The organism is Burkholderia lata (assembly GCF_000012945.1).
GTDB classification, from domain to species: Bacteria; Pseudomonadota; Gammaproteobacteria; order Burkholderiales; family Burkholderiaceae; genus Burkholderia; species Burkholderia lata.
In genome coordinates, this window is sequence record NC_007509.1 from 800,009 (window position 1) to 826,242 (window position 26,234).

Consider the following 26,234-nt stretch of genomic DNA (forward strand, 5'->3'; position numbering starts at 1 on the left):
CCATGATCAGCCTGCTCTATGGCGAGCGCACGCGGCTCGTGCGCTTCGGCGTGTCCGGGCTCGGCTCGACCGCGATCCACACGCTGGTCGCGGCAGCCCTGTTCGCGCAGTTCGATGCGACGCTGGTGACGGCGAACGCGCTCGCCTTCCTCTGCGCGACCGCGTTCTCGTATCTCGCGAATACGCTGTGGAGCTTCTCGTCGACGGTGCGCACGCGCAACGCGGTGCGCTTTCTCGCGGTCACGCTGGCCGGCTTCGTCGAGACGATGCTGCTCGCGCGGGCGGCCGAAGCACTCGACCTGTCCCGCGGGATGAGCATCGTTGCAATCGCGCTGCTGGTTCCACCGACCACGTTCGTGCTGCACCGGCTGTGGACCTACCGGTAAGCGATCCCTTCCCCGCGCCGCCGCGCCGCCGCGCCCGAAGATAATCGGCCATTCAATTAACAGATTCAATATCGTTATATTTAGGTAACGCATCGAACCGATTGATTCCGATTTTAAAATTACTCTCTGAAATAATATTAACTACCTGTTTACTTTTACAGCTTCCGGAATTAACCGAACGGGATAACCTGCATTCGCCATCTCGACTGCATGTGCCTTGACCGGCACAAAGCCTTGCAGGACAAGGCGATGGCGACCGCACGAAGAAATTCGCGCAACAATAAGTCCCATTCATTCAAACGGGAGCTTCTATGTCACGCGTCACCGATGTGCTCGTCTCTTTCGATACCGAAACCATTCTCAAAAAATATCCGAATCCCAGCAAGAATCCGGCCGCGCCGACGCTGATCGATTGGCGCTATGTGTATATGGTGACCAACCAGGACAACGTCATCTCCGGGCAGGCGGGCGGCGAACTCGACCTGAAGGCGCAAGTCGGCGACCTGATCCGCTGGCGTGAAACGAGCCTGTCGCTGGGCTTCGAGAACCAGGTGGTGTTCTACAAGTTCGTCGGCAACGTCGGCAACGAACTGATTTCGACGCCGACGCCGCGCGTCGCGGAAGCGTCCATCCCGGTGCCGAACACGAGCAAGCCCGAGGTGCCGACCTGCCAGAAGGTCGCGAACTACTACTGGTCGTCGGAATGCCTGAAGGTCGGCCGCGTGACCTACCACTTCCAGTTCCAGATCATCGATCGCAACTGCCAGAGCCAGGGCTGCTTCTCCTGGGATCCGTTCATCTCGATCCATAACTGATCGCGGCAGGCGGGCGGCCGCGCGGCGGCTGCCCGCGTCATCCACTAGTTGCGGAGGAAGCGCTCATGTCTGGTCTTCGTTGCGATGTGCTGGTGATCGTCGACGCCGTTACGCTGCTGTCGGCCTACCCCGAGGCGAGCCGGGACCCCGCCGCACCGACCGTGATCGACGGCCGGCACCTCTATGTAGTGAGCCCCGGCGACGCCGCGCAGCTCGGCCACAACGACAGCCGCCTCTTTACCGGCCTGTCGCCGGGCGACCAGTTGCACCTGCGCGAAACCGCGCTGGCCCTGCGCGCCGAGGTGAGCGTGCTGTTCATCCGGTTCGCGTTGAAGGATGCGGGCATCGTCGCGCCGATCGAACTCGAAGTACGCGATGCGGCCACCGCCGTGCCGGATGCCGACGACCTGCTGCATCCGTCGTGCCGGCCGCTGAAGGATCACTACTGGCGCAGCGACGTGCTGGCCGCGGGCGCGACCACGTGTACGGCCGATTTCGCCGTGTGCGACCGCGACGGCACCGTATCCGGCTATTTCCGCTGGGAAACGTCGATCGAGATCGCCGGGAGCCAGCCGGACACGAAGCAGCCCGGTTTCAAGCCGTCGTCGGATCGTAACGGCAACTTCTCGCTGCCGCCGAATACCGCGTTCAAGGCAATCTTCTACGCGAATGCCGCCGACCGGCAGGACCTGAAGCTCTTCATCGACGATGCGCCGGAACCGGCCGCAACGTTCGTCGGCAATAGCGAGGACGGCGTCCGGTTGTTCACGTTGAATTCGAAGGGCGGCAAGATCCGCATCGAGGCCTCGGCCAACGGCAGGCAATCCGCGACCGATGCACGCCTCGCGCCGCTGTCCGCGGGCGACACCGTCTGGCTCGGCTGGCTCGGCGCAGAGGACGGCGCCGATGCCGACTACAACGACGGGATCGTGATTTTGCAGTGGCCGATCACGTAAGCGTTGCGGTAAGCGGCACGCGGTAGCCGCGGCGGATTGTTCGGCGACCGTTCGATCGCTTCGATGTCGAAACGCCAGCGCACCGAGCCGCTGCCGTTCGCGATCGGCGCGTTGACCGCGACAATCAGCGAATCGGCGCCACGCGCGCGGTGCGCTAACCCGCGAGCAACGTCCCCGCCTGCCGGCCGAGCACCGCGCGCAATGCGTCGAGTTCGGGCAGCACGGGCGCTTCTTCAGGCGTGACGAGATAGGTCGTCACGCTGTCGAGATCGTCGAACGCGTGCGCCCGCAGTTCCTTGCGCGCCACGTGCTCGGTCGTGATCCGCTTCGGCAGGATCGCGACGCCCATGCCGGCCGCCACGCAGCCGAGGATCGCGCCAAACGTGCCAAACGACGCCACCGACTCGATCGCGATGCCGCGCGCCCTCAGCCAGTGCTCCGCGACCGCGCGATACGGGCAGCCGTCGTGAAACGCGAGCAGCCGCACCGGGTTGTCGGCCAGCACCTGCCGCCGCGTGAGCGCGGCCGCGCTCACCAGCACCATCTCTTCGGCGAACGCCGGCTCGTAGCGCAAGCCGGGCCGGACGACCGCGCGCGCCGTGAGCGCCGCGTCGATCCGGCCACGCAGCAGCGCGTCGGCCAGATCCGGCTCGCTGCCGATCTGCACCGCGAGGCCGAGCGCCGGATCGCGCGCCTTCAACGCGGCGGCGAGCGCCGGCAGCCGCGTGGCCGCCGTGCTTTCCATCGAGCCGAGCCGGAAGCTGCGCGCGACCGGCGTCTCGCGCACCACCTGCGTCGCTTCGTCGACGAGGCGCAGGATGTGGTCGCAATACGGAATCAGCCGGCGCCCGGCGTCGTTCAGCACCAGCCGCTTGCCATGCCGGTCGAACAGCGGCGCGTCGAGCGACTCCTCGAGCTGGCGCAGCCGCGCGGTGACGTTCGACTGCGTGCAGCCGAGCCGTTCGGCCGCGCGCAGTGCGCTGCCTTCCTGAACGACGGCCCTGAAGGTTTCGAGCAGAGGGATGTTCATATCACTTTCTCTTGTTACTGATTCATCTTATATCATTTTACTTCGCCAATGATCCGGATTAGTCTGGCGAATATCCCGTGCCGGCCCGCCGCTTTCGAGGAAACCGCATGCCATCCGCTGTCCGCCCCGGCTTCACCACCGCTCACCACCGGCCCGAGGTGCTCCCGTGCGCGCGCTGATTGCCGCGCTGGTGCGGCGCGGCCCGACCGTGCTTGCGTGCGGCGTCGGCCTCGGGCTGCTGGTGCCGCCGCTCGCCGATCTCGCGCGGCCGCTGATGCCCGTCACCGTGTTCCTGTTCGTGCTCGGCACGCTGCTGCGCGTCGAGCCCAGCGCGGTGCGCGCGGTCGCGCGGCGGCCGGCCGTGTCGCTGCTGCTGCCCGCCGCGACGATGATCGCGTGCCCGGTCGCGCTCGGCATCGCCGCCCGGCTCGCCGGCATGCCGTACGACTGGGTCGTCGCGCTGGTGATCGCGTACTGCGCGCCGCCGTCGAGCGGCACGTCGACGATCGCGCGGATGCTGTCGCTCGACGCCAGCGTTGCGCTCGTCGCGACCCTCGCGTCGATGGTGTTCGTCCCGCTCACCGCGCCGCTGCTGACGGCCTGGTTCAGCCACGATGCAGCCGTGTCGATCTCGCCATTGAATCTCGCGTTGCGGCTCGCGCTGCTGATCGGCAGCGCCGAGGGGGTCGCGCTGCTCGTGCGGCGGTTCGCGGGTTCCCGGCTCGACCGCTATGCGACGCCGATCGACGCGACCGTCGTCGCCGCACTGCTGGTGTTCGCGCTCGGCACGATGGCCGGCATGCAGCAATCGATCATCGACGCGCCGCACCGCGCGTTGAGCGCGATCGCACTCGCGTTTGCCGTCAACGCCGGCTTCCAGATCATCGCGTACGGGCTCACGCCCGGCGACGTCCGCACGCGGCTCAACGTCGCGCTGATCGTCGCCAATCGCAACGTCGGCCTGATGTGGGCCGCGCTCGGGCTCGCCGCGACGCCCACCATGGCGCTCGTGTTCACGTGCGCGCAGTTGCCGATCTATACGCTGCCGCGCGTCGTCCAGCATCTGCTGCCGCGCCTCGAAGCACAGCGCCTGCGCCGGCGCGCACGCTAGCCGGCATGCACCGCGCGATTTCCCGATCCATCCCCGCCTACGCTCACCATGACGACCCTGCTCTCCGCCAACTATCCGCGCACGCTGCGCACCTTGACCGACCGCTTCACGGCCGGCACCGCCACCCGTGTCGAGGCCTGGCTCTTCGAAGACGAAGCGGCGCGCCGCGAAGCCGAGCGCACGCTGGCCGCCCGCGGCATCGATGCCGTGTTGCGCAGCGCGTACAAGCCGTTGGTGCATTTCTTCATCGAGGAATTCGAGCCGCCGCGCGCGGGCCGGATCGTGATTCGCACGCCGGCGGGCGCGCACCAGCGGTTCCGGCTCGAAGCGTATCCGCTCGCGGGCTGGCTCGCGCCGCTCGAATTCGCGTTCGAGCCCGGCGACGATCCCGCCCACTATGTCGTCGAAGCCGACGGGGCGACGCACCGCGTCTTCGCGCCGAATGACGCGACCGCGTCACCGTGCGGCTGGCTGCGCGTGTGGGACGGCAGCACGTTGATCGAGGACGCCCCGCTCGTCACCGAATTCGAAGCGGCCGCCGCCGCGACGCTGGACGCGCTGCGCGCGCATCCGTGGCCCGACCAGGCGCCGTTCTTCGACATCCTGAGGATCGCGATCGCGACGTCGGGCATCGAACGAACGCTGCCGTATGGCGAGGAACTCGTCAGCACGCTCGACGCATGGCACGAGGACGCCTACTTCGGCGCCGCCGAATTCTTTCATGCGCTCGCGGGCCGCGACGCATCCGACCGGACACTGCAATCCGGGCAGATCGTGCCCGACATCACGCGCACGCAGGGCGATACGACGCTTCGGATCACGCTTGAAACGCATGTGCGCGCGACGACGGACGAGGCCGAAGCCGCGGCCGCTCCGGGTGAAACACTTGCATCGCCGGACGCGCTCGCGGCGGTTGGCCAGCCGTTATCGCCGCCCGACGTCGCTCGCGCGCTCGGTGCGCTGCCGGGAGAACGGTTCGCCGTCACGTCGCACCAGGGCCGCGGCGTGAACGGCATCCATGTTCGCGGCGCGCTGCCCGGGCTCGTCATCACCGCCGGCCAGCATGCCAACGAGACGTCGGGCGTCGTCGGCTCGCTGCGGGCGGCCCATGCGCTGAACCGGCGCCCGGACGCGCACTACGCGCTCGTGCCGCTCGAGAATCCGGACGGCGCCGCGCTGCATCACCACCTGCGCGCCACGCACCCGGCACACCTGTCCCATGCCGCGCGCTATACCGCGCTCGGCGACGACCTCGAAGCACGCACGCAGCCGCCGTTCGGCGAGAAAGCCGCCCGGCTCGACGCGATCGAGCGTACCGGCGCGCGGCTGCACCTGAGCCTGCACGGCTATCCGGCACACGACTGGACGCGGCCGCGCAGCGGCTACATCCCGCGCGGCAGCGAACTCTGGTCGATCCCGAAGGGTTTCTTCCTGATCCTGCGTCACCATGCGGGCCACGACGGGCGGTCGTTCCTCGACGCATTGACCCGCGCACTGGCCCGATCGGATGAACTCGTGGCATTCAACGAGCGGCAAATCCACGCGTGGCACGCGCACGCAGGCGACCTGCCGTTTCCGCGCATCAACGGGATTCCATGTGATGTGGTCGAGGATCACCGGTCGACCGTGCCGTTCACGCTCGTCACCGAGTTTCCCGACCAGACGATCGAGGACGACGCGTTCCGGCTGGCGCACACGACGCAGGCGCGTGCGGTCGAACTGGCCGCCGAGTTTTACTGGGCCGGCCTGCTCGGATGACCGGCTCGTTCGAACCTTCATGACACCGGAGACCTGGGGCGGACGAGCAGAATCCGCACCCCGGTCCGCAGAAGGCCACGCGGCAATGGGCAAAAGACGAGGGCCGTACTCGGCAGCGCGGCAGCGCGACACCGCCGCCCGGGACGGCGGCATTTTCATGGGCAGCGCGCTACCCGTCGGCTTATGGGTCGCCCGCAAAACTGCGGACACGCACCGTCACACGCGACGCCCCAACAACTGCCCTGGCCAGCCGTCCACGTCGAAGGTTGAAATTCGCTCATATCCGCAGGACTCGTAGAAGCGCACCAATGCGCCAGTCCCGCCGCCATAGCAATCCACCCGCAGGCGCTCCACCCCTGCAGCCCGGGCGCGTTCATCCGCGAAGGCCATCAGGCGCCGGCCGACACCCCGCGCCCGCGCATCGCGCGACGCAACCAGCACGCGGACATAGATTTCCGGCTCGGTCGCGGGCGGCACGTAGGGCATGGACTCGCCGAGGATCAATGCGCCCAGGACGCGGCCCTCCTGATCCTCTGCGACCCACGCGTCGGGCAACGCACAGGCTTCGGCCACGAGCGCAACCCGCTTGGGTTGCGTCGACCACGGCTCGCGGCCCCATTGCCCGTCGTTACCGATGGAAACGAACCACGCAATCACGTCATCGAAGATCCCCAGCACGGCCGGCGCATCGAGCGCGCTGGCACGACGAATCACCCGTTCATCCATTCCTGTCTCCGCCACGTTCAACACTCCTTCGCCGGATTCGACGACCGGCGCGCAATGGGATGGTGCGTCGAGCCCCCCAGGGACGTGCGATGGAAGCCCGGCGATCAAGCCTGCTACGGTACTGAACTTCGCCCCGGTTGATCAAGGCATGACGGCCGTCGAGTCGACATGACCGGTTGTCTTCCTGAAAATCGAGGAAGATCAGCGCCAGGCGGGCTGTCAATCGCGCTTCGCATGCAAGGGCGCGGCCGACCCACACCAACGACCCGCAACTTCGCCGGTGGATCGGTACGGCACAAGCAGTTCAGTGCCGTGACGAGGGGGCCGAACAACCCTGCCGCAACGCATGACCGACAACACTCACCCGATCCGGCGGGCCGACGCGACGCCTGCGCCGCACCGAACCGCAGCGATTCGATTCCCGCGCGAATGCCCTCCTTCACGACAAAAAAACCTACAATCGACGCGATGCATCGCAGGCATGAAGCGCCAGCCGCCCACTCTCGCTCGCCACCATGAACGCACCCGCTGATTCCACTCCCTCCGCCCCGTCGGTACTCGGCGTCTATCGTCAACTGGCGGACCCGTCCGCCGGGCAATGGATCGTCAGCCGCTCCGAACGCGCGCACATGTACCGCATCCAGCATCACCGGGCTGACGGCAGCACGTCGGTCGATACGGTCGTCGATGCGGACAACCTCGACGCGAAGCTGCGCAAGTGGATCCAGGAAGGCTTCGTCCGGCGCGACGCAGGCGACCGTGCGGCGCCCGCTCATCGCAGCGCGTTCATGCAGGCGCTACGGAGCGCACATGCGTCGCGACCGGCGGCAGCCGGCGATGCGGCGCAGCTCGCGCACGTGGGCGGCGTGCCGATGCCGCGCGGCCCGGGCGGGCCGCTCGTGCCGCCGCTGAACCCGGCCTACCTGTTCACCGCGCGCGCGACGAACGTGCTGGAAGACATCGTCGAGAACCGGCGCATCCTGCTGATCGGCCACACCGGCACCGGCAAGACGAGCCTCATCGAGCAGGCCGCCGCGCTGGCCGGCCATGGCGTGCTGCGCTCGAACATGAACGGGCAGACGACGGTCGGCGATTTCGTCGGGTTCTGGACCGTCAAGGGCGGCGAGACGATCTGGGTCGACGGCGTGCTGCCGACCGCGATGCGCGAAGGGCTGTGGCTCATCGTCGACGAGATCGACTTCGCGGAACCGGCGATCCTTGCGGTGCTGACCGCCGTGCTCGAACCGGCCGGCCGCCTGTTGCTGAAGGAGAAAGGCAACGAGATCGTCGTCCCCCACCCGTCGTTCCGGCTGTTCGCGACGGCCAATGCGGTGGGCGCGATGGGGCAGTTCCGCCATCTGTACCAGGGCGCCAACGTGATGAACGAGGCGTTTCTCGACCGCTGGCGCGTGTACCGCCTCGACTATCTGCCGCCGCCCGACGAGGCGCGCGTGCTGCAGCGCATGTTCGGCGCGGCCATGACCGCCGCGATGGCCGACACGCTCGCGGCGATCGCGGCCGACTGCCGCGCCGCGTTCGTCCGCGAGGATCTTGCCAGCGCGTTCTCGACGCGGCGCCTGATCGACTGGGCCGAGCTGATGCTGCGCACCGGCGACCCCGAATCGGCCGCCGGCCCGACGATCTATGCGAAGGTCAGCACGGAAGACGCCGACCTGATCCGCAGCATCATTCGCCACTACATCGACATCGAGGCCTGACACGATGGACCGGGACGACGACGCGCGCTCGCTCCACCTGACCCGGCTGGCCCGCACGCTCGCGCAACGGCACGGCATCGAGGTGCGGTTCGCTCGCCATGCGCCGGTCGCGCAGCGCGACCGGCTGGTGCTGCCCGACACGCTGCTCGCCGGCGACGTCGACGACGACGCGATCACCGGCCTCGTCGACCTCTACGCGGCGCGCGAGCGCTTCGGTGCGATCGATGACATCGCCGCACTGGCGTCGCCCGCGGTGCGGGCCATCGCGCAGGCGATCGACGACCGCCGCGCGGCCGGCCGCCTCGCTGCGATCTATCCCGGCGCCATGACGTTCCTGCTGCGGATGCGCGCGGTGACGGCCGCCGACACGCTCCTCCGATGGCCGCGAATGGCATGGCGCGACAGGCTGGTATGGCGCGTCGAACGCGCGCTGTGGGACGAAGCGCCGTCCGCCATCGAGCACGTGCCGTCGCTCGACGCGACGCTTGCCGCATCGGACGATCTCGTCGACGCAGCGCGCGCCGCGACATCGACCGCCGACAGCATCCGCGCCGCGCAGCGGATCGTCGAACGCGTGCGTGCGCTGGCGTCGGCCGGTGCGAACAACATGATGTTCACGGCCGACCCGGGCAGCACGCTCGACAGCGCCAGCATCGCCGCCGAGTTCGACCAGGACGGACAGGGCGCCCCGGACGACTCACGTGCACCGGTTTCCGCCGAATCGGGTGCCGGTGCGATCGCCGACACGGCATCGTCGGCCGAAGCGCCGACGCCGGGCGATGCGATGCCCGGCACGATCCGCCTGTCTGCGGACAACCGGCCGCTGCTGTCGGTCCCGCTGACCACCGCGTTCGACACGGTGACGGACTTCACCGGCAACGGCGAACCGGCGCACTGGCACCGCCTGCGAAGCGCGGCCCGCGCGCAGACCGAGCCGCTCAAGCTGAAACTCGAACGCGCATTGAAAGTGGACGAGCAGACGCGCTGGAAACGCGAACAGGAACGCGGCGAGCTCGACCGGATGTCGCTCGCGCGCCTCGTCACCTCGCCCGGCTATCGCACGCCATTCCGCGTCCGGCGTGCCGCCCCCGGGCGCGATGCGGCCGTCAGCCTGCTGATCGATTGCAGCGGGTCGATGGCCGGCAAGAAGATCGAACTCGCCAGGCTGTGCGCGGCGGCGCTGTGCGATGCGCTGACGCAGCTCGGTTTCGCGTGCGAAGTGCTCGGCTACAGCTCCGTCGAGGACGCCGCGATGCGCGCGCACTACCAGCGCTGGATCGACGCCGGCCGCGAGACGTTCGGCTACAACCGGTTCGTCGAACGGCTCGACCTGCGCGTCTACAAGCGCTTCGATTCCGACAACCCGAGCGGCCTCGCGTGCATCGAATGCGGCCACGAGAATCCTGACGGCGAGGCGTTGAGCTGGGCCGCCGGGCGGCTGCTGGCGAAGCGGGCCCGGCGGCGAATCCTGATGGTGCTGTCGGACGGCTATCCGGCGACCGGCGACGGCAACCCGGCGATCCTGCGCACCGACCTGCGTGCACGCGTCGAGGCGCTGCGCGAGCGGCGCGTCGAACTGATCGGCGTCGGGATACTCGACGATTCGGTCGAAACGTTCTATCCGGTCAGCAGCGTGGTCGAGCATCTGCACGAGCTGCCGGGCGCGGCGTTCAGCGTCCTGGGCGATACGCTGCTGGATCGGCGCTAGGCGCGCGCGCGACGGGGTCGAAGCAGGTTTCGATTCGCACGGGCGTCACATCGGACGGTGAATATCGTCGATGGCAGAGTCGAATCGCCGCCGTTGCGCAGGCCCCTGCATTCCATTGTGTTCGATCGGCCGACGGGTTCCGATGCGCACGCGCCGGCAGCACGAACCTTGCTCCGCGGCCCACTTCGATTTTCCATTCGACGGCGGATTCGGCCGAATCTTCCTGCCGCGGCCGGCCGCCGGCAAGAGACTGCATATGCCCAGGAAAAAAACCAGCCTCTGGTTGCGGCATCTCGAGCTGCTCTCCGTCGCAACCGGCACGCGCCCGACGAAGCGCACGAACAAGCCGCGAGCGGCCGCCAAACGGGCGAGCAAGCCCGCCGTCATCGCCCGTACTGCCAGACGCACGGGCACGGTGCCGCCCGCCCGCGCACGGACGGACAAGGCGCCCGGCACGTGGCTCCGGTCGTTTCATTCCGCCGGCCCGAGTGCCGGCCGCTACGTGAACCACCTCGCCTACGCGCTGTATCTTCCCGCCGCGCCGGCGACGACGGCCGGCATGCCGGCCGTCGTCATGCTGCACGGCTGCAAGCAACATGCCGAATCGTTTGCCGCGGGCACGCGCATGTGCCGTCTCGCGGAGCGGTCGGGGTTTGCCGTGCTGTTTCCCGAGCAGGCCGCGACGGCCCATGCGCACCGTTGCTGGCACTGGCATGGCGACGCGACGCAGTCCGAAGCCGCGGCCGTTGCATCGCTGGTCGACGCAGTCGTGCGACAGCACGGCTTCGACCGCGACCGGATCTACCTGGCCGGCATGTCCGCCGGTGCCGGGCTCGCCGCGACACTGGCCATACGGTATCCCGATCGCTTTGCGGCAGTCGGGCTGCACTCCGGTCCGGCCATCGCCCCGCCGTCGTCGACGTTGGCGGCGATGAGCCTGATGCGCCGAGGCCTGCGCGACGACCCGATACGCGCGGTCGACGCCTGCGCCGATGTCGCGTCCTATCCCGGCATGCCGGCACTCGTCATGCACGGCGCACTCGATACGGTCGTGACCGACCGGAACGCGACGCAGCTCGGCATCGCGTTCGCGCGGCTCAACCGGCTCGTCGACGAACACGGCGCGATCCGCGTCGGCGAGCAACGCATCCATGCGCGCGACGATGCCGACACCATCGACTATCTGAAGGCCGGGCGTCTCGTCGTCCGGGTCTGCATCGTCCGCCGGCTGCCGCATGCATGGAGCGGCGGCGACCCGCGCGAGCCGTTTCATTCCGCCACGGGGCCGGACGCCAGCGCGATGTTCTGGCATTTCTTTCGTCGCCAACGCCGCAAGCGACTGCAATGACGTGCGAAAACCGCGCCGGCCTGTGGCGCACGACGCTGTCACGCGATCACGCTCGTTGCGCCAGCTCGGCCTCGTTCGCGCGATCGCCGGCCCGCCGGATCGGTATCCGGACGCAGAACGTCGTGCCGCGCCCCGGCTCGCTCGTCACGTCGATGGTGCCGCGATGGCGCTTGACGATGCCGTGCGATACCGACAAGCCCAGCCCCGTGCCCTGCCCGACCGGCTTCGTCGTGAAGAACGGATCGAAGATCCGCCGGACGACGTCGGGCGTCATGCCTGTCCCGGTGTCGCTGATCGCGATCGACACCTGCTCGCCATCGCTCGACGTGCGAATCGTGATCACGCCGCGCTCGGGAATCGCGTGCGCCGCGTTCACTAGCAGGTTCATGAAGACCTGGTTCAACTGCGACGGCAGGCATTCGACCTGCGGCACGTCACCGTAATCGCGCACGATCTCGGCCTTGTACTTGAGTTCGTTGTGGACGACGTTGAGCGTGCTTTCCAGGCCCGCGCGGAGATCGACCACGCTCCACTCGTCGCTGGCCGGACGCGAGAAATCGCGCAGGTCCTGCACGATGCGCCGCACGCGCAACGCACCGTCGATCGATTCGTCGATCAGCGTCTCGATCTCGCCGCGCACGTAGTCCAGGTCCGCCGCGCGGCCCATCGCCGCCAGCGCGTCGCGCGCAGCCGGGTCGAGCTGCGGCAGCGCGGCTTCATGCGCGGCGATCACGTCGAGCAGACTGCGCACCCACGTCTTCAACGTATTGAGGTTCGCACTGACGAAGCCGATCGGATTGTTGATTTCGTGCGCGACACCGGCCGCGAGCTGGCCGATCGACGCGAGCTTTTCCGACTGCAGCAGCTGCACATGGGTTTCCTCGAGCGCATGCAGCAGCCGCCGCTGCTCCTCCTTCTCCTGTTCGAGCCGCGCCTGCGCGACCTTGCGTTCGTCGATCTCGGTCGCCATGTTCTCGCGCGTGCGCTGCAGCATCGCGGTCGTCTGTTCGTAGCGGTGCAACGCGCGTTCCAGTTCGACAGTACGCAAGCGCACGAGCCGCTCGAGCGTATCGGTCATCCCGCGCAGGAAGGTTGTGCGCGCATCGAAACGGCTCAGCAACAGCGTGACGACCAGGGTCGCCGTCGTAAACAGCGTGACCGTCGTCGCGAGCCACGGCGTGTCGACCCCGTTCGCGGCCCCGCACCGCGCGTCCGCCGCAAAGTGCGCGGCCGCCATCGCCGTGTAATGCATACCGGTAATGCCGATGCCCATGACGAAGGCCGCGCCGATCCGCTGAGCGGTCGCATGGCGCGCCTGCTGCGCGCGCAGTGCCTGCGCGATCCACAACGCGGCAGTCGACGCGATCACCGCAATGCCGATCGACGCGGCGAACAGCGCGGCATCGTAGCGAATGCCGGGCTGCATGCGCATCGCGGCCATCCCCGCGTAATGCATGCCGGCGATCCCGCCGCCCATCAGCGCGCCACCCACGAGCAGCCGCCGCCAGCCGAGCCGCGCGCGCGTGACGACCGTCAGTGCGAAGTACGACACGAGTACCGCAATCGCCAGCGACGCGCCTGTATCCGGCAATGCGTAGCCGAGCGGAATCGGCAGCGAAAACGCGAGCATGCCGACGAAATGCATCGACCAGATGCCGGTACCCATCGCCACCGCGCCGCCGCCCAGCCACGCACGCTTGAGTTTCAGGTTGTCGAGCAGCGAAATGAAGGCGGCCAGGTCGAGCGTCGTATAGGAGGCCAGCGTCGCGATCGCGAGCGACAGCAGGACGAGCGGGAGATTGTAGGTGCCGTACATGATCGAGCGCCCGAATCGAGGTGAGTGCGTTGCCGCGGCGCGCAGTCGTGCACCGCGGCCTTCAGGCCGCGCGTCCGGGCTCAGGCCGGCGCCGCGCCCGCATTCGGTGCGCTCGACGCCGCTTTCGCCGCTGCCTGGCCGGCCAGCACGAGGATGTCGAACGACGTCCCCTCGCGCGTCTCGAAGCGGCGCACGAGCTCGATCTGGTGCGCCGACATCACGCTGCCCTTGGTCATCAGCAGCACGCCGCGATGCGTGCGCAGATCGTCGGCCAGTTGCATCCCTTCGCGCAGCTGCGCGGACTTGATCTCCGCGACGGACGCCGCGATGCCGAGGCTCGCCGGGTCCCGCATCAGTTCGATCAGGCCGTCGACGATCTTCGGGTCGTAACGCACGCCGGCCTGTGAGCGCATCGCGTCGAGCGCCTGCTCGACCGCATGCGGCACGCCGATGTCGCCGTTGCGCAGCCCTTCGAAATCGCGCGCGACCGCCAGGATTCGCGAGCCGAGCGGGATCGAGTCGCCCGCCAGGCCGTCGGGCGTGCCGCGTCCGTTGAAGCGCTCGTACTGGTGCAGCACGATCGATGCGACCTTGTGCAGTTGCGCGACCGGCGTCAGCACCATCTGCGCGCGCAGCGGATGCTGCAGGAACAGGCCGTGCTCTTCCGCCGTCATCTTCGTGAGCGGCTTGTGCAGCAATTCGTCCGGCAGCGACAACTTGCCGATGCCGTGCAGCAGCCCCGCGAAATAGACGTCCTGCGCATGCAGCTCGCTCATTCCGGAGGCCAGCGCGAGCCGCCGCGCAATCTCGCCGACCCGCATCGCATGCCCACTGGCGGACCCGCAGCGCAACTCGATCATGCTCGCGCAAACCTGGACCATCGCGGTGAAGCTGCTTTTCAGGTCGCGTTGCGCGGCTTCGAGGAACATCACGGTCTGGCCGAGCTCCTCCGTGCGCGCCCGAACCTGCGTTTCGAGTTCCGTGTTGAAACGGCGCAGCGTTTCGTTCTGCGCTTCCGTCAGCGCGGCCAGCCGGGCTGCTTCACGCCGCAGGCGCCGCTGCTCCAGCGCCTGTTCGATGGTCAGCAGCAGGTCGTGATCGTCCCACGGCTTGTTCAGGTAGCGATAGACGCCGCCGTCGTTGACGGCCTGCACGACCGACGCGATTTCCGCATAGCCGGTCAGCAGGATGCGCATCGTGTCCGGATAGAGCGACCGTGCGCGGGCCAGGAACTCCGCGCCGCTCATGCCCGGCATCCGCATGTCGGACACGATCAGGTCGACTTCCGTCGACGCCAGGACCTCGAGGGCCGCCTCGCCGCTTTCCGCGGTCAGGATCTCGTAGCCGGCGGGCCGGAACACGCGCCTGAGCGCCGACAGCACGCTCGGCTCGTCGTCGACCAGCAGGATCGACGGTACGCCACCCGCATCGTCGGATGTCGCTGCCGCCCCGGTCGTTTCAGGCGATACCGCATTCAGTCCGTTTGTTGCAGATGTGGTCATGATGGCCTCGGATCATGAATTTATATTCTCTCTGCATCATCGGCATGCGCCGCGTATTCCGTATCCGGGAAAACGCTGATGCGCTCGCCCGGATCGCACCGCGGATGCGATCTACACCGTCGCCGCACCCGGTGCGCGCACGTAGTAGATGTCCCACTCGGCTTCATCGGCCTGCACGAAGCCGTGCCGGGCATAGAAGCGGTTCGAATCGCTGCCGCGCAGCGCGCCGACGCGAACGGGCATGCGCTGCGCGTCTGCATCGGCAAAGACCTGGTGCAGCACGGCTGCGCCGATCCCCTTTCCCTGATGCTCGGGCAGGATGTACAGATGGTCGAGCAACCAGTGATCTTCCTGCGGCCGGACCACGAAGAAGCCCGCGTTCACGCCGTCGACTTCGATCAAGCGACATAGCGCCGGGTCGAACGACGCGAGAAACCGGTCGCGCGCACGCTGCGGATCGAAGCGGCCGATGCGCTCGAGGCTGTCGCGCATCGCGGCGATGCGAATCGCAACCAGCGCTTCGGCATCGGATCCGGTGGCGGGGGAAAAGGTCAGGTTCATGGGCAGGTTGTGCACTTGCGGATGAACGCCCGGCATCCCGGCGCGGACGTCGAAACTCAGTCGCGACGCCGACCGGCGGGCGGCACGAACAACGCGCGTCAGGGCGTCTCGATGCCTTCTGCCCGCGTGGCCAGGAATCGCAGGTACTTGCCGTCCTCGTCCTCGAACAGTTCGGGCCCGCCCCCCATGTACGCACGCATCAGCTCGTCGGCCGCGCGGTCGAGATCGCCCAGTTCGAACTGGCACTGACCGAGCCGCAGGTGCAGGAACGGGTTGCCGATCGCGTTCGGGAAATGCATCGACTGGGCGAGATTGTCGCGTCCGGCCGCGTAATCCTCTTGATGGAAATTCACGTCGCCGATGGCGGCCATCAGCCAGGTTCCGGCTTCCCAATTGGTCTTGGGTTCGGGAAGCAGGTCGAATCCCGCCCAGAATTTCGCCAGCGCGCCTTCGTAGTCGCCGTCTTCCATCAATGCATCGCCCGCGTCGCTCAGCGCGCCGATCCGTTCGTACAGCGCGTTGTCCAGTTCTGCCATGTCGAGTCCCTGTTCCGGAGTTGATGTCGGCCCGGTGTGGCCGGTGGTTGCGATGCAATCGCGGTGATTGTGTGCGGTTTTGCTGCCCGGGTCGGTCATCCGGACGGCATTCATCCAGCATACTCGAGCTGTATGACGCGTGCGCCTCGACTTTCGGCGCACCTCCGTGTGCCCGGGCGCACCGCTTGTCGCATTACACTATCTGCCGCAACGCTACGCGTCCCGACAATCCGTGTTGCCGGGCCTGCTGCTTTCCGTAATCTGGGCCGTGCTCGCCCGGCAAATTTTCGTTTGACTACCGATCCATGCTCCGCTTCGACAATCTCGGCAAGCGCTACGACAAGCGCGTCATCTTCCAGGGACTCAACTACGCATCCGGTGCCGGATGCGTGGCGCTATACGACGAAACCGGCAGTGGCAAATCGACGTTGCTCGCGATTCTCGCCGGCACGCTCGACGCGGACGAAGGCGAGGTGTGGATCGGCGGCCATTCGCTGCGCACCGCGCCGCACGATGCGAAATCCGCGCTCGCGTACGTGCCCGACGATTGCCTGGCGTATCCGCTCCAGACCGGTCGCGAGTTTCTGGAGCTCGTGGCGGCCGCCAGGCATACCGTCGTCGACACCCGCACGCTCGAGCTGGCCGATCGATTCGGGCTTGCACCGCATCTGGAGAAGCGCTTCGAGCAGATGTCGTTCGGCACGCGCAAGAAACTGTTCCTGACGGCGACAGCGCTCGGCACGCCCGCCGTCGTGATCGCCGACGAACCTGACAGCGGGCTCGATGCCGCGTCGCGTGCAGTGCTGATCGATCTGTTCAAGACGTTGGCTGCAGACCGTGTCGTCATCTTTTCGAGTCACGATCCGGCACTGGCGAGCGCCTGCGACGCAAGGATCACCACTTTTGCGGACCTTGGATTCGCTGGATAGACGGTGTCGTTGCCGGCGCAGTCACTGAAAGGCCGGTGTCGCTGGGGGATGGAGGGAGGAAACGCACCGGTGCCATTCGAGCGGCAGGTGCGGTATTGGCGGCCGGCAAGGCCCCCGAGTCTGTTGCGGGTTCGTGCGGACAATCACGACCGCGCCTTACGGCAGGAAAGCGGCCGGCCCAAGGCATTCGGCAACCGGAGAAGCTTCTGCGATCGTCACGCCAACGATGCAGCAGCGACCCGCTCCAACGGCATCATTCACGTTGATCGTTGATCTACGCACCAACAATCGATCACCGCCCTTTTCCGGAAAGAAGTGCGAAACGGACCATCCCGCTTCGCACTTCCGTGACCTTCCCGATGCGCATGTCCGGCGTGCCAGGTCCCGATCAGCCGACTCTCCAACACCCTGGCCGGCTATCGTTCGACCCGTGCACACGCCCGGGCATGCTCACCGTCAGGCCTTCAACGCCCCAAAGACCTCATCCAGCATCTTCTTCGCATCGCCGAACAGCATCCGGTTGTTGTCCTTGTAGAACAGCGGATTGTCGACACCCGCATAGCCGGACGCCATGCTGCGCTTCATCACGATCGAGGTCTTCGCCTTCCACACCTCGAGCACCGGCATGCCGGCGATCGGGCTGCCCGGATCTTCCTGCGCTGCCGGGTTCACGATGTCGTTCGCGCCGATCACCATCGACACGTCGGCTTCGGGGAAGTCGCCGTTGATCTCGTCCATCTCCATCACGATGTCGTAAGGCACCTTCGCCTCGGCGAGCAGCACGTTCATGTGCCCCGGCATGCGCCCGGCCACCGGGTGGATCGCGAAACGCACGTCGACGCCCTTCTCGCGCAGCACCTTCGTGAGTTCATGCACGGTGTGCTGCGCTTGCGCGACGGCCATCCCGTACCCCGGCACGATGATCACGCTCTTCGCATCGCGCAGCAGCTCGGCCGTCTCCAGCGCGCTCACCGCCACCACTTCGCCGGCCGGCTGTGCACTGCCGCCCGCCGCCGCCGGCGTCCCGCTGCCGGTGCCGAACCCGCCGGCAATCACGCTGATGAAGTTGCGGTTCATCGCGCGGCACATGATGTACGACAGGATCGCACCCGACGAGCCCACCAGTGCGCCGATCACGATCAGCAGGTCGTTGCCGAGCATGAAGCCCGTGGCCGCCGCCGCCCACCCCGAGTAGCTGTTGAGCATCGACACCACGACGGGCATGTCCGCGCCGCCGATCGCCATCACCATGTGCACGCCGAACAGCAGCGACACCACCGTCATCACGATCAGCGGCGTCATGCCTTCCTGGATCGTCTCCGCATGCAGGAACGCGCGGCCGAACACGATCACCACCACCAGCGCGGCCAGGTTCAGCCAGTGCCGTGCCGGCAGCAGCAGCGGCTTGCCGCCGATCTTACCGGAGAGCTTGCCGAATGCGATCACCGAGCCCGCGAAGGTCACCGCACCGATCAGGATGCCGACGTAAATTTCCACTTCGTGGATCGCATGCTCGGCACCCGTGAACTGCACCGACGTATCGATGTAGCTCGCGAAGCCCACCAGGCACGCGGCCAGGCCGACCAGGCTGTGCATCAGCGCAACCAGCTCGGGCATCTGCGTCATCTGCACTTTCTTCGCGGCGTAGAGGCCAACCGCGCCGCCGACGACCAGTGCCGCCACGATGTACGGAATACCCTCGACCGACACGCGCGGACCGAGCACGGTCGCGAGCACGGCGATCAGCATGCCGATCATGCCGAGCAGGTTGCCGCGCCGGGCGGTCTCGGGGTTGGCCAGCCCGCCGAGGCTGAGGATGAAGAGAATCGCCGCGCCGATATAGGAGACGGTAGTCAGATTGGAAGTCATTGTGGTCGTCTCCTTACTTGCGGAACATCGCCAGCATGCGGCGCGTCACCGCGAAGCCGCCGAACATGTTGACGGCCGTGAGCGTCAGCGCGCCCACCGCCAGGCCCAGGATCAGCCCCGAAGGACGGCCCTCGGCCGCGGCGTCGCCCAACGGCGGCGCGACCTGCACCAGCGCGCCGATCGCGATGATCGACGAGATCGCGTTGGTCACGCTCATCAGCGGCGTATGCAGCGACGGCGTGACGTTCCAGATCACCATGTAGCCGATGAAGCAAGCCAGCACGAACACCGTGAAGTGCGCGAGGAACGTGGCCGGCGCGAACTGGCCGACCAGCAGGAACGCCAGTGCGCCGACGGCGAACACGATCGCGAGCGACTTCGCCGACATCGGCGCGCCGCTGCCATGGCCGTGGCCCTTCGACGCGGCGGCCGCGACCGGCGCTGCCGCAGGCTTCGCTGCGACGACCGGCTGCTGGATCGGCGGCGGCGGCCACGTGACGTTGCCTTCCTTGATGACCGTGAGGCCACGGATCGCGTCGTCGTTGAAGTCGACGTTGATCGTGCCGTCCTTGGTCTTGCACAGCTCCTCGACCACGCGCAGCAGGTTGGTCGCATAAAGTGTCGACGACTGCCGTGCCAGGCGCGACGCGAGATCCGTGTAGCCGACGATGGTCACGCCATGACGCACGACGGCCTCGCCCGGCACCGTCAGTTCGCAGTTGCCGCCTTGCTCGCCGGCCATGTCGACGATCACGCTGCCCGGCTTCATCGACTGCACCATCTCGGCCGTGATCAGCTTCGGCGCCGGTTTGCCCGGAATCAGCGCGGTGGTGATGATGATGTCCGCTTCCTTGGCCTGCTGCGCGTACATCGCGCGCTGCGCCTGCTGGAAGCCTTCGCTCATCACCTTCGCGTAACCGCCGCCGCCCGAGCCTTCTTCCTCGTAGTCGACCTTGACGAATTCGCCGCCCAGCGACTTGACCTGGTCGGCCACTTCCGCGCGCGTGTCGTTGGCGCGCACAATCGCGCCCAGGCCTGCGGCCGTACCGATCGCGGCGAGGCCGGCCACACCCGCGCCGGCGATGAACACCTTGGCCGGCGGCACCTTGCCTGCGGCCGTGATCTGCCCGTTGAAGTAGCGGCCGAACGCATGGGCCGCCTCGATGACGGCGCGGTAGCCGCTCACGCCGGCCATCGACGTGAGGGCATCCATCTTCTGCGCGCGCGACAGCGTGCGCGGCAGCGAATCGATCGCCAGCACCGTGGCGCGCTTCGCGGCCAGCTGCTGCATCAGTTCAGGATTCTGGGCCGGCCAGACGAAGCCGATCAGCGTGCCGCCCTCGCGCATCAGCGCGACTTCCTCGCTGCTCGGCGGGCGCACCTTGAGGACGATATCGCTGCGGCCCCATAGATCGGCGGCCGTCGGCACGACTTCGGCGCCTGCCGTGCGGTAGTCGTCATCGCTGAAGTTCGCGCCGGTGCCGGCGCCGCTTTGCACGGCCACCGAAAACCCGAGCTTGATCAGCTTTTCGACGACGTCGGGAACGGTCGCTACGCGCCGCTCCTCGTGGGCCGTCTCCAGAGGGACCCCAATCTGTAATGTCATATCCTGAACTGTCAGTAGTGGCCGTCGCGAGGAGTTACGGCCTGCGTTTCAAGTCACCCAACTCAATCCATCCGTGTACGACTTTGCTTCGCGCGCAGCTTGGCACTGCCGCGCGGATTGCACAAACGGTCCATCCTCTAATTGATCGGCTTGTCAGAGCAAACCGGTCATGCTCTTGCCTGATTATCCTGACGAATATCCGGCGTCTGTTCCGATCGGATTAGACCTGCGAAGCATATCCCGTGCCAGCGTATTGCCAAAATTTATATTTTGAATCGACACGCATTCAATCCATGAATTCCCTGTCTGGACACGATGGGCCGGCAGCCTCCCGTTCTTTCACCGAAGCCGCGCCGCGCGCCGTCTGGACCCGTGCCAACCGTCGCTCCATCTTCACGATCTCGAGCTCGACCGGGCTTCGTCCATGCGAAAAGCGACCGTGCCCGACGACCTCGAACCCGTGTCGCTCATAGAAAGGCCGGGCGTTCGTCGTGGCCTCGAGATACGCGCGCGCGTGGCCGCCGTTCGCGATCTCCGAGACGGCATGTTCGAGCAGCCTGGCGCCGACACCGCTCCCCGCCGCATTGCCACGGACGAACAGCTTGGTGACCTCGTCGCCCGCGGTCTCGACGAAGCCGCATATTCCGCCGTCGTCGGCAACCCAGATCGCGCCATCCGTTACAGCGGCCAGGTACATCGATGGATCCCGCCCGTCCAGCCAGCCCTCGATCTGTTGCTGCGTGTAATGGCCGGCGCAAAGATTGACGACCGAGTCGCGGTGTACCGCGTAGATGTCTCCGACGTCTTTTGCGACGGCGGCCCGAATCACCGGGGAATTCATTCGATTGGCTCCCTGAGGCATGTAGTTCGAGTCTTGCAAGACAGCTGATTTTTCAAGGCCATGACAGCGTGACCTGACAGCGGAATCGGTTTCATCGCGCATCCTCCGCGCGCCGGCACGATGCGATTTGTCGCGCCGCGACGACACACGCGGCGTCGCAGGGATCTTTCGCGCAACCGAGTTTAAACGAGGATGTGGGGTATTCCTGTTTAACCCCGCAACTGTCATCCGGGCTCGGCGTCGATACGGGCATGTACGCCGCGCTAGATCAGCTCGGCCACGTGCACGATGACGAGCGCGGCCGGAACGAGCACCGCCTGCGCGCACAACGTGCCGAGCACGCGCGCACCCGCGAGCGTCGTGATGGCGCGCCGAAAACTGTTCTCCGATATCCGCCCTTCGATGACGTCGTCGGTCATGACGGAAACCTGCGGGTCGATGACGACCGCCAGCACGACGGTCGCGAAACCGTTGATGACGGACGACAAGTTCGCGCATGTCACTCTCAGGTCGGGCTTCAGATAGCCCGCATACAGCGACGCGAATACGCCGACCGTCCAGATCGCCATGGCAGCGACGTTCAACGCGATGACGCCCCACGACACGCCGGTGTTCGCGGTCAGTTGCGTGACGTTCTGGCTCGAAGGCAGCCGTGCGCCGACGCGGAGAAAGTTGATACCCGCACGACTGCACGCGTGCAGCAGCAGGCGGGGAATCGAGCGGTTCGCCTGAAAGTGTTCAACGGCGCGACTGAAGTAACGCTGGAACGTCGGGATCAGGAATGTCCCGACGATGGTCGCCACGGTGGCGGACAGCAGGAACCACCGGAAGTCGGTCAGCAACCCGCTCCCCATCCGGTGCGCGATGTCCATTTCAACGCGTTTCGCGATGAACGGCCCCTGAAAGGAATTGGCCGTTCGGGACACGAGCGCGATGATCCCGAACAACGAAAACGACAACGCGATGCGACGCGTGCGCACGCCGGCGATACGCACGGCATAAGCCAGTGTCGCGATCACATGGATGACGAAGGTGAGCCCGCAAATGATCCAAAGCTGACTGTCCATGCTGATGCCGCGTGAGTGACGGGTGCCCGAGTGTACCCGAGCGTGGCCCGCGCCCGGCGCATCGGCCTGGCAAGGCCGCGTTCGCAGGAGAAACGGTTTGTCGATGAGCGTCAGGCGCTGCCGTGCGGCGCCAATCCGCGGGCTTCATTCAGCATCCATGTCGCGAAGGCCTGCAACGGCCCCTCGGCCAGTTCGATGGGTTCGGGCAGGACGAGACAGAAGTTTTTCGTCACCGCCTTGCCGGCCGGCCACGGGGCGACCAACCGGCCCTGCTCGAGCTCCGCGTCGATGTACAGGCGCGGCACCAGCGCGACACCCAGGCCGGCCAGCGCCGCTTCGATCAGCATCGAATGCAGATCGTAGCGCGCGCCCACCGCCGAATTGGTCAGCACGATGCCGGACTCCTGCGCATAAGCCTGCCATGCGTCCGGGTTCTGTCGCCGGTGAAGTCGCGGCAGCGCATCCAGCGACGGATTCGCCCCGGCGCCCGCGAGCAGCGCCGGACTGCAGATGGGCACCAGCACCTCCTCCAGCAGCGGATGCAGATGCATCCCCTCCCATGCCGGGTGCTCGAAATGAATGGCTGCGTCGAAGCCGCTCCCCGCCAGCAGGAACGGCTCCATCCGCTCGGCGATATGCACCGTGATGTTCGGATGCCGGTCCTGAAAGTGTTTCAGCCGGGGGATCAGCCAGCGGGTGGCAAAGGTTGGAATGGCGGCGATATCGATGCTTGCGCCTTCGATCGGCTGCCCCATCAGGTACAGGCTGTCCCGTTCGAGCCGATCCAGGATCTCGCGAACCTGCACCGCGTATCGCGCACCGTTCGGCGCAAGCCGCACCCGATTGCCGATCCGCTCGAACAGCGTGACGCCCAGGAACGCCTCCAGCCGGCCGATCTGACGGCTGACGGCGCCCTCCGTCCGCGCCAGTTCCTCGGCGGCGCGGGCAAAGCTGCCGTGCCGGGCCGCGGCTTCAAACGCCTGGAGTGCGGAATTGCTTGGGATCTTGCGGGACATGGGCGTCTCGTTGGTCGGGGTGTGTTTGCCATCAGCTTGATCAAATGTCACTGAAGGCTGACTTTATTTCGTTTTATCGCGCGAAATGGCGAGCTTAGCATTACGTTACTGCACTGAGCATCGCAATTCCCGGATGGATGTGCATCCTGCCCAAAGGACAATCCAATGATCTACACCGTGGAATGCAGCTTCGCCGACCTCGACAGCGAAGCCGAATGGAACGACTTCTACAGCCTTGAAAAGCTGCCCGCCCTGATCTCGGTGACGGGGTTTCACACGTCGCAGCGATTCAAGGCGATCACGGGCGGTTGCCCGGTCTATCTGGCGATCCACACGATCGACGGCCTCGATGTCCTCACCGGCGACGAATATCGCCGGAAAGGCGGCGGCAATTTCGCGAAGTGGCAGCAACACATCACCGACTGGCATCGGAATCTCTACAGCGATATCGGCTTTGCGCCGGCGGTAAAGGAAGGTGAACACCTCGCCCTGAGTGCCGGCGGGCCGGATTCGCTGATTCGGTTGGGCCTCGAACCGCTGGCCATGCAGGCCGTCGCGCTGGAGAAGTTTCCGGAGCGCCGCTGGCTCGCCGTCGTGCCGCGGAACAGCGCGCGGCTGGTCGAGGCGCTCCCGGAAGGCATACACCTGTACGCGCCGATGACCGAGCAACTGACAAGCACACGCTCCCTTTCGGCTACACAGGAGTAGACCGCGATGCCGAATGTCACTTTCTCGATCGATGCAACGCGGATGCCGGCTGATGAAAGCCTTGCCGGGCTGTCGCGCGATTGCGTCGAGCTCTGTACGCATGTGCTCGAGGCCGAGCTCAAGAACGTCCACGTCATTTTTCTGCCGGTTCGGCATGGGCATGGTCATCCCGTCTTCGCGGACATCCGGTATCGCGCCGGGACGGCTCGCACACCGGCGGTCATGGAACGGTTCATGGAAGCGCTGGATCAGGCGATCGTTCACCGCACGGGCCTGACGGCGCGCATTCGGTGTTTTGGTTACACCGCGTCGAACATTCACGCTCGCAATTAGCCGTTTCGGAGAAACACGATGTCCACTCTTCCCTTTCCTGTTCAGCAAGTCGGGGATGTCACGATTACCGCCATCAGCGACGGATATCTCACTGCCAGTCTCGACTTCCTGTCGAATATCGATTCGGATGACGCATCAAAAATTCAGCGGGATGCTGGACAAAAGGAGCCGGCGGCGGTGCATATCAATTGCTACGTCGTACGCGGAGCCGGCCGCACCGTGCTCATTGATGGCGGGGCTGGCGGGTTCAAACAATGGGGTGGCCAACTCCGGACGAACCTGGTGCTGGCCGGTATCGAACCCGTTGCGATCGACACCATCCTGCTGACCCACGCGCATCCCGATCACGTTGGAGGGCTGGTCGATGGTGCGGGACAGGTGGCGTTTCCGAATGCGGAACTGGTTGTGCATCAGCGAGAGGTCAGGTTCTGGCAGGACGACGGAAATCTCAGTCGTGCCAGCGAGCGGGCTCGCGGCAACTTTGCGAAGGCGCGTCAGGTGTTCGATGCCTATGGCGACAGGCTTCGCATGTTCGCAGACGCAGACGGACACGTGCTCCCCGGTATCAGCGCGCTGCCGCTGCCGGGACACACCGATGGACATACCGGATATGTCATTGAAGCCCGCGATCGAGGACTGCTTGTGTGGGGGGACGTGGTGCATTTCCCGCATATCCAGATTCAGCGGCCGGACGTGTCGATTGCATTCGATCACGACGCGTCGCTGGCGGTTGCTACGCGGGCACGCCTGCTCGATCAGGTCAGCTCGGAGGGGCTGTTGATCGCCGGCATGCATCTGGGGGAACTCGGGTTCGCTCGCATCAAGCGGACGAGCGGCGGGTACGGGTTGCTTTACGAGAACGAAGGCTGAAGCCGCACGTGTACGGCCATGCAATGCCACCACCCAACACCGGGATGCATGAGTCGTTCGCTTAATCTGATTGGCGTTTTTTGAGGGTTATACGACCTTTGCGCCATACGCTTCGCGTTCCATACTTCGCGTGGAAGATCGAGTTGAGAAACGTAAAAACGCGATTGCGTTTTGAGCTTTCGGCCCGGTCAATCACGACGTAGAAAGGAGCAGAAGATGAGGCTTAAAAGCAAGTCAGCGTTAATCACTGGTGGCACCAGCGGCATCGGTCTTGCCACCGCGAAGCGGTTCATTGCGGAAGGCGCCCGCGTAGCCGTGACCGGTCGCGACGATGCCGTATTCGAGCGCGTGAAGGCCGAGCTCGGCGAGCATGCGCTAGTTCTCCGGGGCGACGTCCGTTCGATCACGGACATGCGAGCGATTGCCGCCGAGGTCAAGGAGAAGTTCGGCGGTCTGGATGTCGTGTTCGCGAACGCCGGCTGGGCGTTCCCGTCCGCCGTCAACGACATCGACGACGCACTCTATGACGAGATCATGGACATCAACGTCAAGGGCGTGGTGTTCACGCTGCAAGCGGTGCTGCCGGACTTGCGAGAAGGCGCCTCGTTCATTCTCAATACCTCGTTCGTCGCGCAGACCGGCAAGCATGGCATCTCGTTGACTGCAGCCGCAAAGGCCGCCGTACGATCGCTTGCCCGCAGTTGGTCGCACGAGTTTCTCGACCGGAAAATCCGCTTCAACGCGATCGCACCCGGCGCGATCGACACGCCGCTGCTCACCAGGTGGGGTATGCCCGACGAATGGGTTCGCGACCGCAAGGCCGAGTTCGCCGAAGCCATTCCGGTGGGCCGCATGGGCAAGGCCGAGGACATCGCCAACGCCGCGCTCTATCTCGCCAGCGACGAATCCTCGTACGTCATCGGCACCGAACTGGTCGTCGATGGCGGCGCCTCGCAGCTTTAAGCCAGCGGCACCCGAACCCAGAGCCCGTGTGTCATCGCGGCTCATCCACCCATCTGATCCC

The 26,234-nt window shown here is 66.2% G+C and carries 24 protein-coding genes; 13 read left to right on the forward strand and 11 right to left on the reverse strand.

Annotation, left to right across the window (positions count from 1 at the left end; genetic code table 11):
- Window positions 1–2: 2 nt before the first annotated feature.
- The 3 genes from BCEP18194_RS03385 to BCEP18194_RS41980 all read left to right on the forward strand — a co-directional run bounded on the left by BCEP18194_RS03385 (window position 3) and on the right by BCEP18194_RS41980 (window position 2,157).
- A complete protein-coding gene (locus tag BCEP18194_RS03385; RefSeq protein ID WP_041492617.1) occupies window positions 3–386 on the forward strand; it encodes a GtrA family protein in 384 nt (127 codons plus the stop codon).
- Window positions 387–697: 311 nt separating this feature from the next.
- A complete protein-coding gene (locus BCEP18194_RS03390) occupies window positions 698–1,201 on the forward strand; it encodes an inclusion body family protein (RefSeq protein ID WP_011349899.1) in 504 nt (167 codons plus the stop codon).
- A 65-nt stretch (window positions 1,202–1,266) separates the two neighbouring features.
- A complete protein-coding gene (locus BCEP18194_RS41980) occupies window positions 1,267–2,157 on the forward strand; it encodes an AidA/PixA family protein (protein ID WP_011349900.1) in 891 nt (296 codons plus the stop codon).
- Between the two features lie 154 nt (window positions 2,158–2,311).
- Here BCEP18194_RS41980 and BCEP18194_RS03405 read toward each other — a convergent pair whose 3' ends face one another.
- Entirely contained in the window at window positions 2,312–3,187 is an 876-nt protein-coding gene (locus BCEP18194_RS03405) for a LysR family transcriptional regulator (RefSeq protein ID WP_011349901.1), read from the reverse strand.
- Between the two features lie 166 nt (window positions 3,188–3,353).
- Here BCEP18194_RS03405 and BCEP18194_RS03410 point away from each other — a divergent pair, with 166 nt between their 5' ends.
- Complete coding sequence (locus BCEP18194_RS03410) at window positions 3,354–4,298, forward strand: hypothetical protein (protein ID WP_011349902.1); 945 nt, start codon at window positions 3,354–3,356, stop codon at window positions 4,296–4,298.
- Window positions 4,299–4,346: 48 nt separating this feature from the next.
- Entirely contained in the window at window positions 4,347–6,056 is a 1,710-nt protein-coding gene (locus BCEP18194_RS03415; protein ID WP_011349903.1) for a hypothetical protein, read from the forward strand.
- Window positions 6,057–6,272: 216 nt separating this feature from the next.
- Here the strand turns inward: BCEP18194_RS03415 and BCEP18194_RS03420 are convergent, their stop codons facing one another.
- Window positions 6,273–6,782, reverse strand: coding sequence for a GNAT family N-acetyltransferase (locus BCEP18194_RS03420; protein ID WP_011349904.1), 510 nt, complete (start codon window positions 6,780–6,782; stop codon window positions 6,273–6,275).
- Between the two features lie 515 nt (window positions 6,783–7,297).
- On the opposite strand from BCEP18194_RS03420, the gene BCEP18194_RS03425 reads away from it, so the two are divergent.
- From BCEP18194_RS03425 to BCEP18194_RS03435, 3 genes are all read left to right on the forward strand, one after another.
- Entirely contained in the window at window positions 7,298–8,500 is a 1,203-nt protein-coding gene (locus BCEP18194_RS03425) for an AAA family ATPase (protein WP_011349906.1), read from the forward strand.
- A gap of 4 nt (window positions 8,501–8,504) precedes the next feature.
- Window positions 8,505–10,208, forward strand: coding sequence for a cobaltochelatase CobT-related protein (locus BCEP18194_RS03430; protein WP_011349907.1), 1,704 nt, complete (start codon window positions 8,505–8,507; stop codon window positions 10,206–10,208).
- A gap of 256 nt (window positions 10,209–10,464) precedes the next feature.
- Complete coding sequence (locus BCEP18194_RS03435) at window positions 10,465–11,556, forward strand: extracellular catalytic domain type 1 short-chain-length polyhydroxyalkanoate depolymerase (protein WP_011349908.1); 1,092 nt, start codon at window positions 10,465–10,467, stop codon at window positions 11,554–11,556.
- Between the two features lie 46 nt (window positions 11,557–11,602).
- Here BCEP18194_RS03435 and BCEP18194_RS03440 read toward each other — a convergent pair whose 3' ends face one another.
- From BCEP18194_RS03440 to BCEP18194_RS03455, 4 genes are all read right to left on the reverse strand, one after another.
- A complete protein-coding gene (locus tag BCEP18194_RS03440) occupies window positions 11,603–13,372 on the reverse strand; it encodes a histidine kinase (protein WP_011349909.1) in 1,770 nt (589 codons plus the stop codon).
- Between the two features lie 80 nt (window positions 13,373–13,452).
- On the reverse strand, window positions 13,453–14,874 hold the full coding sequence (locus tag BCEP18194_RS03445; protein ID WP_011349910.1) for an HD domain-containing phosphohydrolase: 1,422 nt from the start codon (window positions 14,872–14,874) through the stop codon (window positions 13,453–13,455).
- Window positions 14,875–14,985: 111 nt separating this feature from the next.
- Entirely contained in the window at window positions 14,986–15,435 is a 450-nt protein-coding gene (locus tag BCEP18194_RS03450) for a GNAT family N-acetyltransferase (protein WP_041492621.1), read from the reverse strand.
- A gap of 98 nt (window positions 15,436–15,533) precedes the next feature.
- Window positions 15,534–15,971, reverse strand: a complete 438-nt coding sequence (locus BCEP18194_RS03455) for a tetratricopeptide repeat protein (protein WP_041492473.1) — start codon at window positions 15,969–15,971, stop codon at window positions 15,534–15,536.
- Between the two features lie 305 nt (window positions 15,972–16,276).
- Here BCEP18194_RS03455 and BCEP18194_RS03460 point away from each other — a divergent pair, with 305 nt between their 5' ends.
- Complete coding sequence (locus BCEP18194_RS03460; RefSeq protein WP_011349913.1) at window positions 16,277–16,900, forward strand: ABC transporter ATP-binding protein; 624 nt, start codon at window positions 16,277–16,279, stop codon at window positions 16,898–16,900.
- 456 nt (window positions 16,901–17,356) lie between these two features.
- Here the strand turns inward: BCEP18194_RS03460 and pntB are convergent, their stop codons facing one another.
- The 5 genes from pntB to BCEP18194_RS03485 form a co-directional block, all read right to left on the reverse strand.
- A complete protein-coding gene (gene pntB, locus BCEP18194_RS03465; RefSeq protein ID WP_011349914.1) occupies window positions 17,357–18,769 on the reverse strand; it encodes a Re/Si-specific NAD(P)(+) transhydrogenase subunit beta in 1,413 nt (470 codons plus the stop codon).
- Window positions 18,770–18,782: 13 nt separating this feature from the next.
- On the reverse strand, window positions 18,783–20,375 hold the full coding sequence (locus BCEP18194_RS03470) for a Re/Si-specific NAD(P)(+) transhydrogenase subunit alpha (protein WP_011349915.1): 1,593 nt from the start codon (window positions 20,373–20,375) through the stop codon (window positions 18,783–18,785).
- A gap of 286 nt (window positions 20,376–20,661) precedes the next feature.
- The gene (locus BCEP18194_RS03475) at window positions 20,662–21,216 is read right to left on the reverse strand and encodes a GNAT family N-acetyltransferase (RefSeq protein WP_011349916.1); all 555 of its coding nucleotides are present in this window, start codon (window positions 21,214–21,216) and stop codon (window positions 20,662–20,664) included.
- A gap of 263 nt (window positions 21,217–21,479) precedes the next feature.
- Window positions 21,480–22,283 carry a lipid II flippase Amj family protein gene (locus BCEP18194_RS03480; protein WP_011349917.1) on the reverse strand — a complete coding sequence of 268 codons (804 nt, stop codon included), beginning with the start codon at window positions 22,281–22,283 and terminating at the stop codon, window positions 21,480–21,482.
- Between the two features lie 110 nt (window positions 22,284–22,393).
- Complete coding sequence (locus BCEP18194_RS03485) at window positions 22,394–23,299, reverse strand: LysR substrate-binding domain-containing protein (protein WP_011349918.1); 906 nt, start codon at window positions 23,297–23,299, stop codon at window positions 22,394–22,396.
- 165 nt (window positions 23,300–23,464) lie between these two features.
- Between BCEP18194_RS03485 and BCEP18194_RS03490 the strand changes: the two genes are divergently transcribed.
- The 4 genes from BCEP18194_RS03490 to BCEP18194_RS03505 all read left to right on the forward strand — a co-directional run bounded on the left by BCEP18194_RS03490 (window position 23,465) and on the right by BCEP18194_RS03505 (window position 26,173).
- Window positions 23,465–24,007: a hypothetical protein gene (locus BCEP18194_RS03490; RefSeq protein WP_011349919.1), complete on the forward strand. Its 543-nt coding sequence runs from the start codon at window positions 23,465–23,467 to the stop codon at window positions 24,005–24,007.
- A 6-nt stretch (window positions 24,008–24,013) separates the two neighbouring features.
- Complete coding sequence (locus tag BCEP18194_RS03495) at window positions 24,014–24,340, forward strand: hypothetical protein (RefSeq protein WP_011349920.1); 327 nt, start codon at window positions 24,014–24,016, stop codon at window positions 24,338–24,340.
- An 18-nt stretch (window positions 24,341–24,358) separates the two neighbouring features.
- Entirely contained in the window at window positions 24,359–25,210 is an 852-nt protein-coding gene (locus BCEP18194_RS03500) for an MBL fold metallo-hydrolase (protein WP_011349921.1), read from the forward strand.
- Window positions 25,211–25,426: 216 nt separating this feature from the next.
- Window positions 25,427–26,173 carry a glucose 1-dehydrogenase gene (locus BCEP18194_RS03505; protein ID WP_041492474.1) on the forward strand — a complete coding sequence of 249 codons (747 nt, stop codon included), beginning with the start codon at window positions 25,427–25,429 and terminating at the stop codon, window positions 26,171–26,173.
- Window positions 26,174–26,234 lie beyond the last annotated feature (61 nt).

Bases quoted from the DNA above. Each gene is read 5' to 3' on its own strand.
- BCEP18194_RS03470 (WP_011349915.1), bottom strand. From the start codon at position 20,375: ATGACATTACAGATTGGGGTCCCTCTGGAGACGGCCCACGAGGAGCGG.
- BCEP18194_RS03505 (WP_041492474.1), top strand. From the start codon at position 25,427: ATGAGGCTTAAAAGCAAGTCAGCGTTAATCACTGGTGGCACCAGCGGC.
- BCEP18194_RS03420 (WP_011349904.1), bottom strand. From the start codon at position 6,782: ATGGATGAACGGGTGATTCGTCGTGCCAGCGCGCTCGATGCGCCGGCC.
- BCEP18194_RS03405 (WP_011349901.1), bottom strand. From the start codon at position 3,187: ATGAACATCCCTCTGCTCGAAACCTTCAGGGCCGTCGTTCAGGAAGGC.
- BCEP18194_RS03440 (WP_011349909.1), bottom strand. From the start codon at position 13,372: ATGTACGGCACCTACAATCTCCCGCTCGTCCTGCTGTCGCTCGCGATC.
- BCEP18194_RS03450 (WP_041492621.1), bottom strand. From the start codon at position 15,435: ATGAACCTGACCTTTTCCCCCGCCACCGGATCCGATGCCGAAGCGCTG.
- BCEP18194_RS03435 (WP_011349908.1), top strand. From the start codon at position 10,465: ATGCCCAGGAAAAAAACCAGCCTCTGGTTGCGGCATCTCGAGCTGCTC.
- BCEP18194_RS03455 (WP_041492473.1), bottom strand. From the start codon at position 15,971: ATGGCAGAACTGGACAACGCGCTGTACGAACGGATCGGCGCGCTGAGC.
- BCEP18194_RS03485 (WP_011349918.1), bottom strand. From the start codon at position 23,299: ATGTCCCGCAAGATCCCAAGCAATTCCGCACTCCAGGCGTTTGAAGCC.
- BCEP18194_RS03445 (WP_011349910.1), bottom strand. From the start codon at position 14,874: ATGACCACATCTGCAACAAACGGACTGAATGCGGTATCGCCTGAAACG.
- BCEP18194_RS03390 (WP_011349899.1), top strand. From the start codon at position 698: ATGTCACGCGTCACCGATGTGCTCGTCTCTTTCGATACCGAAACCATT.
- BCEP18194_RS03490 (WP_011349919.1), top strand. From the start codon at position 23,465: ATGATCTACACCGTGGAATGCAGCTTCGCCGACCTCGACAGCGAAGCC.
- BCEP18194_RS03500 (WP_011349921.1), top strand. From the start codon at position 24,359: ATGTCCACTCTTCCCTTTCCTGTTCAGCAAGTCGGGGATGTCACGATT.
- BCEP18194_RS03475 (WP_011349916.1), bottom strand. From the start codon at position 21,216: ATGAATTCCCCGGTGATTCGGGCCGCCGTCGCAAAAGACGTCGGAGAC.
- BCEP18194_RS03425 (WP_011349906.1), top strand. From the start codon at position 7,298: ATGAACGCACCCGCTGATTCCACTCCCTCCGCCCCGTCGGTACTCGGC.
- BCEP18194_RS03460 (WP_011349913.1), top strand. From the start codon at position 16,277: ATGCTCCGCTTCGACAATCTCGGCAAGCGCTACGACAAGCGCGTCATC.
- BCEP18194_RS03495 (WP_011349920.1), top strand. From the start codon at position 24,014: ATGCCGAATGTCACTTTCTCGATCGATGCAACGCGGATGCCGGCTGAT.
- BCEP18194_RS03480 (WP_011349917.1), bottom strand. From the start codon at position 22,283: ATGGACAGTCAGCTTTGGATCATTTGCGGGCTCACCTTCGTCATCCAT.
- BCEP18194_RS03415 (WP_011349903.1), top strand. From the start codon at position 4,347: ATGACGACCCTGCTCTCCGCCAACTATCCGCGCACGCTGCGCACCTTG.
- BCEP18194_RS03430 (WP_011349907.1), top strand. From the start codon at position 8,505: ATGGACCGGGACGACGACGCGCGCTCGCTCCACCTGACCCGGCTGGCC.
- BCEP18194_RS03385 (WP_041492617.1), top strand. From the start codon at position 3: ATGATCAGCCTGCTCTATGGCGAGCGCACGCGGCTCGTGCGCTTCGGC.
- BCEP18194_RS41980 (WP_011349900.1), top strand. From the start codon at position 1,267: ATGTCTGGTCTTCGTTGCGATGTGCTGGTGATCGTCGACGCCGTTACG.
- pntB (WP_011349914.1), bottom strand. From the start codon at position 18,769: ATGACTTCCAATCTGACTACCGTCTCCTATATCGGCGCGGCGATTCTC.